The following is a 13,461-nucleotide window of genomic DNA, read 5'->3' as shown; positions in this document are numbered from 1 at the left end:
TCAGGTCACCGCGTGCTTCTGGTTGAACTCGGGGCGCTGCCATTCACCCGACTCCATCACCTGCTTGAGATGCTCGACCGCGTGCCAGACTTCTTCAAAGCCGACGTACAAAGGCGTGAAGCCGAAGCGAAGGATGTCTGGCGCTCGGAAGTCGCCGATCACGCCGCGAGCGATCAGGGCTTGCACGATGGCGTAGGCGCCCTCGCTGCGCGACAGACAAACTTGGGAGCCGCGTTGTGCGTGCTCGCGCGGTGTCACCAGCGCCAGGCCGTGGCCGGCGCAGCGCTCCTCGACCAGGGCGATGAACAGGTCAGTGAGCGCCAGCGACTTCTTGCGCAGGGCTTGCATGCCGCCCAACGGCTGCGCCGCCAGCATGGCGTCCAGCCCGCACTCCAGCGCGGTCATGGACAGGATGGGTTGCGTGCCGCACAGGTAGCGCGAGATGCCTGGCGCGGGCGTGTAGCCGGGCGTGAATTCAAAGGGCGCGGCGTGGCTCCACCAGCCCGCCAGCGGCTGCCAGAAGCGGTCGGCGTGGCGCGGATGGGCCCAGACGAAGGCCGGCGCGCCGGGCCCGCCATTGAGGTACTTGTAGCCGCAGCCGATGGCGAAGTCGGCCTGCGCGCCATTGAGATCCACCGGCACGGCGCCGGCGCTGTGCGCCAGGTCCCAGACGGTGAGCACGCCGGCCGCATGCGCGGCCTGGGTCACGGCCGCCATGTCGTGCATGGCACCGGTGCGGTAGTTGACGTGGGTCAGCATCAGCACGGCAACGTCTTGCGTCAGCGCGGCGGCGATGCCCTCGGGCTCGACCAGTTGCAGCGTGAGGCCGCGCTCCTTGCACAGCGCCTCGGCGATGTACAGGTCGGTGGGGAAGTTGCTGCGCTCGCTGACGATGACTCGGCGCTGCGGCGCGTCGGCGCGGGCGATGGACAGGGCAGCGCTGAGCACCTTGAAAAGATTGATGGAGGTGCTGTCGGTGGCGACCACTTCGCCGGCCTGCGCGCCCACCAACTGGCCTATCTTGTCGCCCAGGCGCTGCGGCATGCTGTACCAGCCGGCGCTGTTCCAGGAGCGGATCAGGCCTTCGCCCCATTCGGCGGTGACGGCCTGTGCCACACGGGCAGCGGCGGTCCTGGGCAGCACGCCCAGGGAATTGCCATCGAGGTAGATCACCCCCTCGGGCAGCACGAATTGCTCGCGCAGCGCGCGCAGCGGATCTTGCGCGTCGAGCGCGCGGCAGTCTTGCAAGGTCGTCGTCATAGTTCTCTCAGGATGGCGCGAACGGGCGAGGCATCGGCCGTCACCAGTTTTAGGGGCAGGGCGATCAGTTCGTAGTCGCCCTCGGGCACGTCGTCGAGCACCAGGTTCTCCAGCACCCGCAGGTCCAGGCGGCGGATCACCTGGTGGCTGTCCAGGCTCTTGCTGTCGGCCGGGTCGATGCTGGCGGTGTCGATGCCGATCAGGCGCACACCCAGGGCGGCCAGCTTCTCCACCGTCTCCGGCGCATAGGCCGCGAGTTGCGGATCCCAGCGGTCCACCGGCGCACGTTCGTAAGTGCGCACCAGCACGCGCGGCGGCAGGTCCTGCACGGCGTGGGCGATGTGCTGCCATTGGACCAGCGGGCCGATGCCGATGGCGTGGATGACGCGGCAGGGCCCGAGGTAGGGTGTGAGGTCCAGCATGCCCACGGCATGGCCTTGCGGGTCGTAGTGCAGGGGCGCGTCGGCATGCGCGCCCACATGGGGCGACAGGGTGAGGGTGCTGACGTTGACCGGGCAGCCGGGCGCGATCTGCGCGGCCCATTGCTGCTGGTAGGGGGTGTCGCCGGGGAAGACCGGCGCTCCGGCCTGCACCGGCGGAGAAATGTCCCAGATGCGTTGCATGGCGAAAGTGTGCGCTGCGCAAAATCCGCGTGGTGTCGGTTAATGCCAACAGGCTTCAAAAAATTGTTGAGGCTTAAAGGATCAGGCCATCGCCCAGTGGCGCCAGGCCATGGCGGGCACGCGCCCGCTGGCAGGCGTCGCTGCCCGGTTCCAGCTCGCGGCAGGGGTTGGGCCGCCATTCGTAGATGCCGCAGGCCGCTTGCACGCCCACCGTGCCGGTCAGCGCGGCGCAGCGCATGGGCAGGTGGTCGGTGCCGCGCATGCGGCAGATGTGGTCAGTGACCTCCACCGTCAGGCCGGCCGGCACCGGGCCGCCCATGTCGTCGCGCTCATGGACCGAGAAGTCGACACTGAAGCTGGCGCAGCAGGCACCGCAGGCCAGGCAGGGATGGGGTTCAGACATGGCTGTCAACCCGCGCCAGGCCTGGCGCGTTGGCGTTAGTCTGTATGAAAATACAGGTCATTTCTCAACCACAGGAGGATCCAACATGGAACTGCAAAGTGCGCGCGAGATTATCGACACCCTGGCCCAGGGGGTGCACCCCGTCACCGGCGAGGTGATGCCCGAAGACAGCCCTTACAACGCCCCGCCGGTGATTCGGGCGCTGTTCGCGGTGTCGCAGGCCCTGGCCGCCAAAAAGCCGCGGCGCGAGCAGCCGCCCAATGCCGGCAAGCCCTGGAGCGAGGAGGAAGACAGGCAGCTGGGCCAGGCCTTCAGCGCCGATGCCGACCTCACGCGCCTGGCGCGCGAGATGGGCCGCACCCGCTTCGCGGTGGAGAGCCGGCTGGTCAGGCTGGGCCGGCTGGCCGGGCGCGGTGGCCTGCCCTTTGCCAACGGCAGCAGCGCGGCCTGATCAGCCAGCCACCTTGCCCAGCAGCAGGTACTCCATCAGCGCCTTCTGGGCGTGCATGCGGTTCTCTGCCTCGTCCCAGACCACCGACTGCGGGCCGTCGATGACATCGGCCTCGACCTCCTCGCCGCGGTGGGCCGGCAGGCAGTGCATGAACAGGGCGTCGGGCTTGGCCACGCGCATCATGTCGGTGTCCACGCACCAGTCGGCGAAAGCCTTCTTGCGCGCCTCGTTCTCGGCCTCGTAGCCCATGCTGGTCCAGACGTCGGTGGTCACCAGGTCGGCGCCGCGGCAGGCGTCCATCGGGTCCTTGAAGACCTTGTAGCTGTCGGTGCTGCGGATGCCGGCGATGGCTTGGTCCACCTCGTAGCCGCTGGGCGTGCTCAGGTGCACGGTGAAGCCCAGCAGCTCGGCCGCCTGCAGCCAGGTGTTGGCCATGTTGTTGCCGTCGCCGACCCAGGCCACGACCTTGCCCTGGATCGAACCGCGGTGCTCGATGTAGGTGAAGATGTCGGCCAGGATCTGGCAGGGATGGAACTCGTTGGTCAGGCCGTTGATCACCGGCACGCGCGAGTGCTCGGCAAAGCGCGCGATCTTGTCCTGGCCGAAGGTGCGGATCATCACCAGGTCGACCATGCGGCTGATCACCTTGGCGCTGTCCTCGATGGGCTCGGCCCGGCCCAGCTGGCTGTCGCCCGTGGTCAGGTGGACCACGCTGCCGCCCAACTGGTACATGCCGGCCTCGAAGCTCACGCGGGTGCGGGTCGAGGCCTTCTCGAAGATCATGGCCAGCGTGCGGTCGGCCAGCGGGTGGTACTTCTCGTAGGCCTTGAACTTCTTCTTGATGGCGGCGGCGCGCTCGAACAGCCAGGCGTACTCGCCGGCCGTCAGGTCGCTGAACTGCAGGTAGTGCTTGATCGGTGTGGCCATGGTCACTGCAGGAAGTTCTTGACCAGCGGCGCCAGGATGGCGACCAACTCGTCGGCCTGGGCCTCGGTCATGATCAGCGGCGGCAGCAAGCGCACCACGTTGTCGGCCGTCACGCTGATCAGCAGGCCGGCCTCGGCCGCCTGCGTGGTCAACACGCCGCAGGGGCGGTCCAGCTCCATGCCGATCATCAGGCCCTGGCCACGGATCTCCTTGACGCCCTTGAGGCCGCCCAGCTCGCGCGCCAGCGCGCCCTTGAGGTGGGTGCCGACGCGGGCGGCGTTCTCCAGCAGGCCGTCCTCTTCCATGATGCGGATGGTTTCGACGCCGGCACGCATGGCCAGCGGGTTGCCGCCGAAGGTTGTGCCGTGGTTGCCCGGCTGGAAGATGTTGGCGGCCTTGGGGCCGGCCACCACCGCGCCGATGGGCACGCCCGAGCCCAGGCCCTTGGCCAGGGGCATCACGTCCGGCTTGATGCCGGCCCACTGGTGGGCGAACCACTTGCCGGTGCGGCCCATGCCGCACTGCACCTCGTCGATCATCAGCAGCCAGTCGCGGTTGTCGCAAAGGGCCCGCACTTCCTGCAGGTAGTCGATGCGCATCTGGTTGATGCCGCCTTCGCCCTGGATGGTCTCGAAGAACACCGCGACCACGTCCTTGTTGCCCTCGGTGGCGGCCTTGAGCGCCGCGATGTCGTTCATGGGCACGCGGATAAAGCCCTCGACCAGGGGGCCGAAGCCCTTTTGCACCTTCTCGTTGCCGGTGGCCGACAGGGTGGCGATGCTGCGGCCGTGGAAGGCGTTCTCGTAGACCACGATCTGCGGCCGCTCGATGCCCTTGTCGTGGCCGAACTTGCGCGCCAGCTTGATGGCGGCCTCGTTGGCCTCCAGGCCGGTGCAGCAGAAGAAGGCATTGGTCAGGCCCGACAGCTCCACCAGCTTGGCCGCCAGTTTTTCCTGGTTGGGCACGTGGTAGTAGTTGCAGCTGTGGATGATCTTGGCGATCTGGTCCTGCAGGGCCGGCACCAGTTTGGGATGGTTGTGGCCCAGGGTGTTGACGGCGATGCCGGCCAGCGCGTCCAGGTATTCCTTGCCGTTGACATCCCAGACGCGCACCCCCTGGCCATGCGACAGGGCGATCGGCAGGCGCCCATAGGTGTTCATGGTGTGGGGGGAAGCCGCCTCGATGAAAGCCATTGATCTCTCCAGAAAAACGAAGGCTCAACGAAAGTTGAGCCGTTGAGGTGCGATTTTAGGCACAGGGCATGCGTCCTATGTTTGACAATTGCGCATCACAGCGATGCGCCCTCCTAGTGCAGGCTGAAATCTTCAAGTCTTATATAAGATACAATACTTGTGCGCTGCAGCATCGGAGTGATCCTCCATGCGCGCAGCCCTTTCAACCGCCCTCCACCCGATGGTTTCCAGCAGCGCCAAAGAAGTCTTCATCCAGGGACTGACCCGCGACGGCAAGACCTTTCGGCCCAGTGACTGGGCCGAGCGGCTGGCCGGGGTCATGAGCTCGTTTCGCCCCGGCGGCGCCCAACCGGGCAGCCACCTGAGCTATTCGCCCTGGTGCGTGCCGACCGTGATCGGCGGCGTCAAATGCGTGATCGTCCACCGCGACCTGCGCGACCACGAGCCCATGGCCTGGGACTTCGTCCTGAACTTCGCCCGTGACAACGATCTGCAGGTGGCCGAGGCCTGCCTGCTGCCCGACGTCCCCAAGGGCTGAGGCTTTTCCCCCTCCGGAAACGAAAAAACCGCCCGAAGGCGGTTTCTTGCTTTTTTGCTTTGCTGGCAGCGCACCCGTTTTCAAACGGCGGGCCGGAGCCCGGGCTGGTTACCTGGAGGGAGGCCTCAGGCGGCGGCGGTTGCCAGGGCTTTCACCTTGGCGGCCAGGCGGCTCTTGTCGCGAGCGGCCTTGTTCTTGTGGAAGATCTGCTTGTCGGCGACGGTGTCGACGATGCTTTGTGCCTTGGCGAAGAGTTCGGTCGCCTTGACCTTGTCACCAGCGATGACGGCCTTCTCGACGTTCTTCACCGCGGTGCGGTACTTGGAGCGCAGCGAGGTGTTCGCGGCGTTGAGTTTGGCGTCCTGGCGGACGCGCTTGCGGCCTGATGCCAGGCGCGGGTTCTTTTTCTTGGGTTTAGCGGATGCCATGGTATGTGTTCCTTGTGTCTGAGGATGTTGCCAGCAAAGCCCACGATTATAAGCCAGCTACACTCGTCACGGTGAGCCTGTTCAAAGCCGCCTCCACTGTTTCGCTGTTGACGCTGGCCTCCCGTGTCACCGGTTTGGTGCGCGAGCTGCTGATGGCCTCTACTTTCGGCGCCAGCGCGCTGACTGACGCTTTTAATGTAGCCTTTCGTATTCCTAATCTCTTTCGCAGGCTGTTTGGCGAGGGGGCATTCAGCCAGGCTTTCGTGCCGGCCCTGGCCCACAGCCGGGAGCGCGACGGCGAGCAAGCAACCCACCAGCTGGTCAACCATGTGGCCACGGTGCTGGCCTGGACCCTGCTGGCCACCTGCGCAGCCGGGGTGATCGCGGCGCCGGTCCTGGTCTGGGCAATGGCCAGCGGAATGCGCCAGCAAGGCGAGGGCTTCGAGGCCGCCGTGGTGATGACGCGCTGGATGTTCCCCTACATCGGCTTCATGTCCATGGTGGCCTTGTCGGCCGGCATCCTCAACACCTGGAAGCGCTTTGCCGTGCCGGCCGCCACGCCGGTGCTGCTCAACCTGGCGATGATCGCCGCCGCGGTCTGGGGCGCGCCCTGGTTGGCTTCCAAGGGCATCCAACCCATCTATGCCATGGCCGGCGGGGTGATGCTCGGCGGCCTGCTGCAGCTGGGGGTGCAGGTCCCGGCGTTGCGCCGGCTTGGCCTGCTGCCACGCATCGGCCTGGCCTGGTCCAGCCTGCACACCGCCTGGAAGGACCCGGGCACACGCCACATCGCGCGCCTGATGGGCCCGGCCCTGCTGGGCGTTAGCGTGGCCTCGGTCTCGGCCGTCATCAACACCCAGATCGCCTCGCACATGGCGCCCGGCAGCGTGACCTGGCTGGGCTATGCGGAGCGCCTGATGGAGTTCCCCACGGCCTTGCTGGGCGTGGCGCTGGGCGTGGTTCTGATGCCGCAACTGGCGGCGGCCAAGGCCGCGGGCGACGCCGCCCGCTACTCGGGAATGATCGACTGGGGCCTGCGCCTGGTGGTGCTGCTGGCGGTGCCGACCTCGGCGGCCCTGCTGGTGTTCGCCCAGCCGCTGGTCGCCACCCTGTACCACTACGGCGCCTTCACCGACGGCGACGTCGGCCAGGTGGCCATCGCCATGGCCGGCTATGGCGTGGGCCTGGTGGGCATCGTGGCGATCAAGATCCTGGCCCCTGGCTACTACGCCAGCCAGGACATTCGCACGCCGGTGCGCATCGCCATCGCGGTGCTGGTGATCACGCAGCTGCTCAACATCGCGCTCGTGCCCCTGCTGCGCCACGCCGGCCTGGCGCTGGCGATCAGCCTGGGCGCCGTGATCAACGCCACCTGGCTGCTGGTGGGCCTGCTGCGCAACGGCAGCTACAAGCCGGAGCCCGGCTGGGCGCGGTTCGGCCTGCAGGTGCTGGCCGCGACGGCACTGCTCGCGGTGTTCCTGATGTGGGCCGCCGCCAGCTTTCCCTGGCTGGCCCTGCGCGCCGAAGGCTTCAAGCGGGCCGGCCTGATGGCCTTGCTGCTGGCCGGCTCGGGCGCCATCTATTTCACTGCGCTGTGGGCCGCCGGCCTGAAGCTGCGCCAGCTCGTGCGCCGTTGACCACGGTGATGGCGCGGCGCTTGACGCCCGCGGGCCGGTCCATTACAAAACCAGCATGCTGTTGAACTTCACGGTCCCCACGCCCCTGGAGTACTTCAGTTCCCTGGTGCACAGCGACGACCAGTTCCCGCTGCTGGAAGCGGCGGCCAGCCTGGCCCAGGATGAATACCCCGACCTGGACGTGCAGCAGGTGCTGGGCGATGTCGACCAGCTGCTGGCGCGCCTGAAGCGCCGCTTCCCGCCCGACGCCGCGCCTTTGCAGCGGCTGCGCGCGCTCAACCAGTTCTTCTTCCGCGACCTGTCTTTCGGCGGCAACGTCAACGACTACACCGATCCGGACAACAGCTATCTCAACGCCGTGCTGCGCACCCGCCGCGGCATCCAGATCTCGCTGGCCGTGCTATGGATCGAGCTGGCCCAGGGCCTGGGCCTGCATGCGCGCGGCGTGTGCTTTCCGGGCCACTTCATGGTCAAGGTCAACCTGCCCAAGGGCCAGGTGGTGATCGATCCCTTCAGCGGCCAGTCGCTGTCGCGTGAGGAGCTGTCCGAGCGGATCGAGCCCTACAAGCGGCGCAGCGGCCTGACCGGTGAATTCGAGGTGCCGCTGGGCCTGTACCTGCAGGCCGCGCCGCCGCGCGACATTCTTGCGCGCATGCTGCGCAACCTCAAGGAAATCCACCGCTCGCAGGAAGACTGGCAGCGGCTGATCGCGGTGCAGGACAGGCTGGTCATCCTGCTGCCCGAGGCCTGGGCCGAGTACCGTGACCGCGGCCTGGCCCATGCGGAACAGGGCCACACGGCCCGGGCCGTGGTCGACCTGGAGACCTACCTGGTCCATGCGCAGGACGCGCTGGACATCGACGTGATCGCCGACCGCGTGGCCCAGCTGCGCCACGAAAAAAATTGACGGGGCAGCGCGCTGCGGCCGCGGTCTTCAGCGTTTGAGGAATTGGGGGATCTGGGCGCCGTCGGCCACCGCGCGGGGCAGCGAGGGCGGCCGGGCCACCGGCGGCGCCGGGTTCAAGGGCCGGGCGCCCGTCAGCACCGACAGGCGCGAACCGTGGATCAAGGTGTCCTGCGCCGGTTTCAGGCTGCTGGGCCGGGAGCTGCCCACCCGTGCCGCGGCCTGCGGCTGCGAGGGCGAAGGGTCGTTGGCCGCCACCGGGGCAGTCAGCAGCGGCCGCAACCATTGCAGGATGGGGTCCCACTGGGCCAGGTCGGCCGTCACCAGGCTGGGTGCCAGGTCGAACACGGTCAAGCCTTTTTCCAGACTGCGCACATAGAGCTGGGTCTCGCGCAGCACGCCCAGGAAGGGCATGCCCAGCTCTTCGGACCAGGTGCGCAGCACCTCGCCGGCGCGGGTGCGGCCGTCGATGCGCATGCCCACCGTGGCCAGCCGGCAGCGGCCGCTGGCCACGCGCGGCAGGGCCATCAGCTCGGCGTGGCAGGCGGCGGCCGATTCACGGTCGAACACCGAGTGGCACACCGGCATGAGGATGGCGTCGGCGAACATGACGACCCGCGCCAGTTCGAAGCCGTGCAGGCCGCCGGGTGTGTCCAGCACCACGTGCGTGATGCCGCTGGGCACGCGCAGCACGTTCTTCTGGTCCATGGCCCAGGGCGCCACGTGGGGCAGGGCGGGATCGCGCCGGCGCAGCCAGGCCCGGCTGGACTGCTGGCGGTCGACGTCGCCCAGCATCACCGAATGCCCTTGCCGCGCGCACCAGACGGCCAGGTGGGCGGCGAGAGTGCTTTTGCCGCTACCGCCCTTGCGGTTGACGACTGCGATCACGGGCATGGAGACGCTCCAGAAATGACGCGGGAGATACAGTCTGGAACAAAACCCCCGGCAAGTCCAGTCCCACCTTGCCCCTGTTGCTAGAATTTTTGTAGCAATGCAACGCCCGGACGGGACCGTCGGCGGGCTGCGGGCGGCCCGATAGAATTTGCCCTGTTCTCCTGTCCCGGGGCCACGCCCTTTTCCATGCAATTCACCAACACCCAGAAACGCGCTGCGGCCTGGACGCTGATCGCGTTGCTGGCGGTGCTGGCGCTGCAGGCGCTCGGCCCGGTGCTCACCCCCTTCGTCGTCGCTGCCGTGCTGGCCTATGCGCTCACGCCGGTGGTGGACTGGCTCGATGGCCTGGGCCGCGGCCGCATGCCGCGCGTGGCGGCGGTGGTCCTGGTCGAACTGCTCTTCATCCTGGCCCTGGCCTGCCTGCTGCTGCTGGTCGTGCCCATCCTGGCCAAGGAGGTGCCGCTGATCAAGGTCCAGCTGCCCCTGCTGTTCGACAAGCTCGATGCCAGCCTGTCGCCTTGGCTGGCGCAGTTCGGCATCCATGTTTCGCTCGACCTGGGCAGCCTGCGCGCCCAGGTGATCAAGTACCTCAATGCCAACTACGAAGATGCGTTGTCCTCGCTGCTGCCCTCGCTCAGGCTGGGCGGCGGCGTTGTGCTGACCGTCATCGGCTATGCCGTGCTGATCCCGGTGGCATTGTTCTACCTGCTGCTGGACTGGGACCGCCTGGTCGCCCAGCTGCTGGAGCTGGTGCCGCTGCGCAACCGGGCGGCGGTGGAGTCCTTCACCGGGGAATCCGACCAGGTGCTGGGCCAGTACCTGCGCGGCCAGCTGCTGGTGATGCTGACCATGGCCGCCTTCTATGCCATCGGCCTGGCGCTGTTCGGCCTGGACCTGGCCCTGCCGATCGGCTTGTTCACCGGTCTGGCGATGTTCGTGCCCTACCTGGGCTTTGGCGTCGGCCTCGTGCTGGCCACGCTGGCCGGCCTGCTTCAATTTGCCTCCATCAAAGGCCTGGTGATGGTGGCCGTGGTCTACGGCATCGGCCAGACCATCGAGAGCCTGTTCATCACGCCGCGCGTGGTGGGCGAGCGCATCGGCCTGCATCCGCTGGCGGTGATCTTCGCCCTGCTGGCCTTTGGCCAGTTGTTTGGTTTTGTCGGTGTGCTGATCGCGCTGCCGGCCAGCGCCGTGCTGCTGGTGGCGATCCGGCGCGCGCGCGCCGGCTACATGGCCAGCAAGCTGTACCAGTAAAGCCCATGAAACAGATCGTCCTGGACATCGGCCTGGCCCGCGGCCCCAGCCTGGCCAATTTCTGCGCCGGCCCTAACGAGGCCGCGCTCAAGCACCTGCAGTTGTGGGCCGGCAACCCGACCCGCTCGCCCGTGCCGACCTACCTGTGGGGCGCGGGCGGCAGCGGCAAGACCCATTTGCTCAAGGCGGTGCAGGGTGCGCTGCGCGAGCAGGGCGCCAGCGTCGGCTGGCTGGATGCCTCCGTGCTGGAGCCGCCCGAGTTCAACGACAACTGGGCCGTGGTCCTGCTCGACGACGTCCACCTGTACACCGCCGTGCAGCAGCACGCGGCCTTCAACTGGTTCATCAATGCCCAGACCCTGCAGCGCGGCGTGCTGGCGGCCGGCCTGCTGCCGCCGGCCGACCTCCAGCTGCGCGAGGACCTGCGCACCCGGCTGGGCTGGGGCCATGTGTTCCAGCTGCACGTGCTGAGCGAACCCGAGCGGCGTGCCGTGCTGCGCCAGGAGGCCGACGCGCGCGGCATCTTCCTGGGCGACGACGTGATGGACTTCATGCTCACGCGCTTCTCGCGCGACCTGGGGAACCTGATGGAGCTGCTCGACGGGCTGGACGGGTACGCCCTGCAGACCAAGCGCGCCATCACCATCCCCCTGATCAAGTCCATGCTGGAGAACGAGTGAGAGAGAAAGACAAACCCAGACTGGCCCTGTTCGACCTGGACCACACCCTGTTGCCCATCGATTCCGACTACGCCTGGGGCGTGTTCACCCAGGACATCGGCTGGACCGACCCGGTGCGGTTCAAGGAGAAAAACGACGCGTTCTACGCGCATTACAAGGCCGGCACGCTGGACATCCACGACTATGTGCGCTTCGCGACCGAGGCCGTGCGCCTGCGCGGCGCGCAGGTCGCGGCGCAGGCGCACGAGCGCTTCATGCGCGAGGTGATCGCCCCGGCCCTGCGCGAGGAGGCGCTGGCCCTGGTGCGCAGCCATCAGCAGGCCGGCGACCAGGTGCTGATCGTCACCGCCACCAACGATTTCGTCACCCGGCCGATCGCCCGGGCCTTCGGCGTGGACGAGCTGATTGCCGTCGAGCTCGCCAAAGGCGCGGACGGCTGGATCACCGGCGAGATCGCCGGCACTCCCTCGGCGCGCGAGGGCAAGGTGCTGCGCATGGAGCAGTGGCTGGCCGCGCGCGGCCTGTCCTGGGACGGCGTGGCCACCACCTTTTATTCCGATTCCATCAACGACCTGGCCTTGCTGGAGAAGGCCGACCACCCGGTCGCCACCAACCCCGACGAGCGCCTGCGCGCCATCGCGCAGGAACGCGGCTGGCGCATACTGGACCTGTTTGACACAAAAGCATGATCAAGAAATTCATCGACAAGCTGCTTGGCAGCGGCGCCAAGAAGCCCAAATTCGGCAAGCGCCAGGAAATCGGCCCGGCCGAGCACGGCATCAACCCGGCCCTGGTGGACGACCGGGCCCTGAACGTGGTGCACACCCTCAAGGGCGCCGGCTTCGAGGCCTACATCGTGGGTGGCGCGGTGCGCGACCTGCTGCTGGGCCTGCGCCCCAAGGACTTCGACGTTGCCACCAATGCCACGCCCGAGCAGGTCAAGGGGTTGTTTCGCCGCGCCTTCATCATCGGCCGCCGTTTTCGCATCGTCCACGTGGTCTATGGCCGCGGCCGCGAGCATGAGGTGATCGAGGTCTCGACCTACCGCGCCTACATGGACAACGCCGCCGCCGAGCAGGTGGCGGGCAACGAGAAGACCAGCAAGAGCGAGCTCGCTGGCATGAAGCACGCGGTGGACTCCACCGGCCGGGTGTTGCGCGACAACGTCTGGGGCCCGCAGGAGGAAGACGCGACGCGGCGCGACTTCACCGTCAACGCCATGTACTACGACCCGGAGACGCAGATCGTGGTGGACTACCACGGAGGCATCCAGGACGCCAAGAAGAAGCTGCTGCGCATGATCGGCGACCCGGCCACGCGCTACCGCGAAGACCCGGTGCGCATCATCCGCGCCGTGCGCTTCTCGGCCAAGCTCAATCCTCTGGGTTTCAAGCTCGATGGCAAGACCGGCACGGCCTTGCTGCCCAGCCTGGGCCTGCTGGCCGACGTGCCGCAAAGCCGGCTGTTCGACGAGATGCTCAAGCTGCTGCAGACGGGCCACTCGCTGGCGACCATCGAGCAGCTCAAGACGCTGGGCCTGGCGCGCGGCATCTACCCGTTGCTGGATGTGGTGGTCGAGCGCGCCGATGAGCCCTTCGTCAAGGCCGCGTTGCAGGACACCGACCGGCGTGTCGGCGAAGGCAAGCCGGTGGCGCCCAGCTTCCTGCTGGCCTGCGTGCTGTGGTCCGACGTGCGCGACGGCTGGGCCGAGCGCCTGAACAAGAAGCAGCATCCCTTTCCGGCGCTGCAAGATGCCATCGACGACGTCTTCAACGCGCGCATCGGCGACGTCTCGGGCCGCGGCAAGCTGGCGGCCGACATGCGCGAGACCTGGATGATGCAGCCGCGCTTCGAAAAGCGCACTGGCAACACGCCCCACAGCCTGGTCGAGCAGCCGCGTTTTCGTGCCGCCTTCGACTTCATGCGCCTGCGCGCCGATGTCGGCGAAGTCGACGTGGTGCTGGCCGACTGGTGGCAGGAGTTCAGCCTGGCCAGCGATGCCGGCCGCGAGGACCTGCTGGCGCAGGCCCGCGACGAGCAGGGCAAGGGCCAGCGCCGGGTGCGCGTGCCCAAGCCGCCGGCCGACCGCGTGGCAGCCGACGGTGTGCTGCCGCCCGCCGGCGAGGACGACGGCGCCGACGCTGGTGAAGGCCAGGAGGCCGGGCCTGGCGGTGAAGCGCCGCGCAAGCGCCGCCGGCGCCGCCGCAAGCCCACGGGCGAAGGCGGCGGCAGCCAGCCGGCAGGCGACACGGACGGTCAGTAGCCGCGC

General features: G+C 67.8%; 15 protein-coding genes. 8 read left to right on the top strand and 7 right to left on the bottom strand.

Annotated features, from left to right (window positions below; translation table 11 throughout):
- From kynU to Q0632_RS02800, 3 genes are all read right to left on the bottom strand, one after another.
- Window positions 1-1,260: a kynureninase gene (gene kynU / locus Q0632_RS02810; RefSeq protein WP_298924113.1), complete on the bottom strand. Its 1,260-nt coding sequence runs from the start codon at window positions 1,258-1,260 to the stop codon at window positions 1-3.
- Entirely contained in the window at window positions 1,257-1,883 is a 627-nt protein-coding gene (gene kynB, locus Q0632_RS02805) for an arylformamidase (protein WP_298924111.1), read from the bottom strand. Before kynB ends, kynU begins: the two co-directional genes overlap by 4 nt.
- Before the next feature lie 73 nt (window positions 1,884-1,956).
- On the bottom strand, window positions 1,957-2,286 hold the full coding sequence (locus Q0632_RS02800; protein WP_298924109.1) for a YkgJ family cysteine cluster protein: 330 nt from the start codon (window positions 2,284-2,286) through the stop codon (window positions 1,957-1,959).
- An 85-nt stretch (window positions 2,287-2,371) separates the two neighbouring features.
- On the opposite strand from Q0632_RS02800, the gene Q0632_RS02795 reads away from it, so the two are divergent.
- Window positions 2,372-2,737 carry a hypothetical protein gene (locus Q0632_RS02795; protein ID WP_298924107.1) on the top strand — a complete coding sequence of 122 codons (366 nt, stop codon included), beginning with the start codon at window positions 2,372-2,374 and terminating at the stop codon, window positions 2,735-2,737.
- Here the strand turns inward: Q0632_RS02795 and argF are convergent, their stop codons facing one another.
- Both argF and Q0632_RS02785 read right to left on the bottom strand, forming a co-directional pair.
- Window positions 2,738-3,664, bottom strand: a complete 927-nt coding sequence (gene argF / locus Q0632_RS02790; RefSeq protein ID WP_298924105.1) for an ornithine carbamoyltransferase — start codon at window positions 3,662-3,664, stop codon at window positions 2,738-2,740. It abuts the gene before it with no gap.
- A 2-nt stretch (window positions 3,665-3,666) separates the two neighbouring features.
- A complete protein-coding gene (locus tag Q0632_RS02785) occupies window positions 3,667-4,857 on the bottom strand; it encodes an aspartate aminotransferase family protein (protein ID WP_298924103.1) in 1,191 nt (396 codons plus the stop codon).
- Between the two features lie 220 nt (window positions 4,858-5,077).
- On the opposite strand from Q0632_RS02785, the gene Q0632_RS02780 reads away from it, so the two are divergent.
- On the top strand, window positions 5,078-5,395 hold the full coding sequence (locus Q0632_RS02780; protein ID WP_298924426.1) for a DUF3579 domain-containing protein: 318 nt from the start codon (window positions 5,078-5,080) through the stop codon (window positions 5,393-5,395).
- 125 nt (window positions 5,396-5,520) lie between these two features.
- On the opposite strand, the gene rpsT is transcribed toward Q0632_RS02780, so the two are convergent.
- On the bottom strand, window positions 5,521-5,823 hold the full coding sequence (rpsT, locus tag Q0632_RS02775) for a 30S ribosomal protein S20 (protein WP_298924101.1): 303 nt from the start codon (window positions 5,821-5,823) through the stop codon (window positions 5,521-5,523).
- 71 nt (window positions 5,824-5,894) lie between these two features.
- Here rpsT and murJ point away from each other — a divergent pair, with 71 nt between their 5' ends.
- The gene (gene murJ / locus Q0632_RS02770) at window positions 5,895-7,460 is read left to right on the top strand and encodes a murein biosynthesis integral membrane protein MurJ (RefSeq protein ID WP_298924099.1); all 1,566 of its coding nucleotides are present in this window, start codon (window positions 5,895-5,897) and stop codon (window positions 7,458-7,460) included.
- A gap of 55 nt (window positions 7,461-7,515) precedes the next feature.
- A complete protein-coding gene (locus Q0632_RS02765) occupies window positions 7,516-8,367 on the top strand; it encodes a tetratricopeptide repeat protein (RefSeq protein ID WP_298924097.1) in 852 nt (283 codons plus the stop codon).
- Between the two features lie 27 nt (window positions 8,368-8,394).
- On the opposite strand, the gene Q0632_RS02760 is transcribed toward Q0632_RS02765, so the two are convergent.
- On the bottom strand, window positions 8,395-9,258 hold the full coding sequence (locus Q0632_RS02760) for a ParA family protein (RefSeq protein WP_298924095.1): 864 nt from the start codon (window positions 9,256-9,258) through the stop codon (window positions 8,395-8,397).
- Between the two features lie 186 nt (window positions 9,259-9,444).
- Here Q0632_RS02760 and Q0632_RS02755 point away from each other — a divergent pair, with 186 nt between their 5' ends.
- From Q0632_RS02755 to pcnB, 4 genes are read left to right on the top strand one after another with little or no spacing between them, the layout of a single operon-like run.
- Window positions 9,445-10,512 carry an AI-2E family transporter gene (locus Q0632_RS02755; RefSeq protein ID WP_298924094.1) on the top strand — a complete coding sequence of 356 codons (1,068 nt, stop codon included), beginning with the start codon at window positions 9,445-9,447 and terminating at the stop codon, window positions 10,510-10,512.
- Window positions 10,513-10,517: 5 nt separating this feature from the next.
- Window positions 10,518-11,192 (top strand): DnaA regulatory inactivator Hda, encoded by a 675-nt coding sequence (gene hda, locus Q0632_RS02750; RefSeq protein WP_298924093.1) that lies wholly within the window; start codon window positions 10,518-10,520, stop codon window positions 11,190-11,192.
- Window positions 11,189-11,881: an HAD family phosphatase gene (locus Q0632_RS02745; protein WP_298924091.1), complete on the top strand. Its 693-nt coding sequence runs from the start codon at window positions 11,189-11,191 to the stop codon at window positions 11,879-11,881. The genes hda and Q0632_RS02745 overlap by 4 nt, the downstream gene beginning before the upstream one ends.
- Window positions 11,878-13,455, top strand: coding sequence for a polynucleotide adenylyltransferase PcnB (gene pcnB / locus Q0632_RS02740; RefSeq protein WP_298924088.1), 1,578 nt, complete (start codon window positions 11,878-11,880; stop codon window positions 13,453-13,455). Before Q0632_RS02745 ends, pcnB begins: the two co-directional genes overlap by 4 nt.
- Window positions 13,456-13,461: the final 6 nt, after the last annotated feature.

The organism is uncultured Ramlibacter sp. (assembly GCF_936925435.1).
Taxonomy (GTDB): Bacteria; Pseudomonadota; Gammaproteobacteria; order Burkholderiales; family Burkholderiaceae_C; genus Ramlibacter.
Note: the sequence above shows the minus strand (reverse complement) of the source record. Positions and strands in the feature narration are given on the sequence as shown.

Excerpts from the sequence above, each read along its gene's own strand:
- Q0632_RS02785 (WP_298924103.1), bottom strand. The coding sequence starts at position 4,857 with ATGGCTTTCATCGAGGCGGCTTCCCCCCACACCATGAACACCTATGGG.
- rpsT (WP_298924101.1), bottom strand. The coding sequence starts at position 5,823 with ATGGCATCCGCTAAACCCAAGAAAAAGAACCCGCGCCTGGCATCAGGC.
- Q0632_RS02800 (WP_298924109.1), bottom strand. The coding sequence starts at position 2,286 with ATGTCTGAACCCCATCCCTGCCTGGCCTGCGGTGCCTGCTGCGCCAGC.
- Q0632_RS02765 (WP_298924097.1), top strand. The coding sequence starts at position 7,516 with ATGCTGTTGAACTTCACGGTCCCCACGCCCCTGGAGTACTTCAGTTCC.
- argF (WP_298924105.1), bottom strand. The coding sequence starts at position 3,664 with ATGGCCACACCGATCAAGCACTACCTGCAGTTCAGCGACCTGACGGCC.
- pcnB (WP_298924088.1), top strand. The coding sequence starts at position 11,878 with ATGATCAAGAAATTCATCGACAAGCTGCTTGGCAGCGGCGCCAAGAAG.
- Q0632_RS02780 (WP_298924426.1), top strand. The coding sequence starts at position 5,078 with ATGGTTTCCAGCAGCGCCAAAGAAGTCTTCATCCAGGGACTGACCCGC.
- Q0632_RS02760 (WP_298924095.1), bottom strand. The coding sequence starts at position 9,258 with ATGCCCGTGATCGCAGTCGTCAACCGCAAGGGCGGTAGCGGCAAAAGC.
- kynB (WP_298924111.1), bottom strand. The coding sequence starts at position 1,883 with ATGCAACGCATCTGGGACATTTCTCCGCCGGTGCAGGCCGGAGCGCCG.
- hda (WP_298924093.1), top strand. The coding sequence starts at position 10,518 with ATGAAACAGATCGTCCTGGACATCGGCCTGGCCCGCGGCCCCAGCCTG.
- Q0632_RS02755 (WP_298924094.1), top strand. The coding sequence starts at position 9,445 with ATGCAATTCACCAACACCCAGAAACGCGCTGCGGCCTGGACGCTGATC.
- kynU (WP_298924113.1), bottom strand. The coding sequence starts at position 1,260 with ATGACGACGACCTTGCAAGACTGCCGCGCGCTCGACGCGCAAGATCCG.
- Q0632_RS02795 (WP_298924107.1), top strand. The coding sequence starts at position 2,372 with ATGGAACTGCAAAGTGCGCGCGAGATTATCGACACCCTGGCCCAGGGG.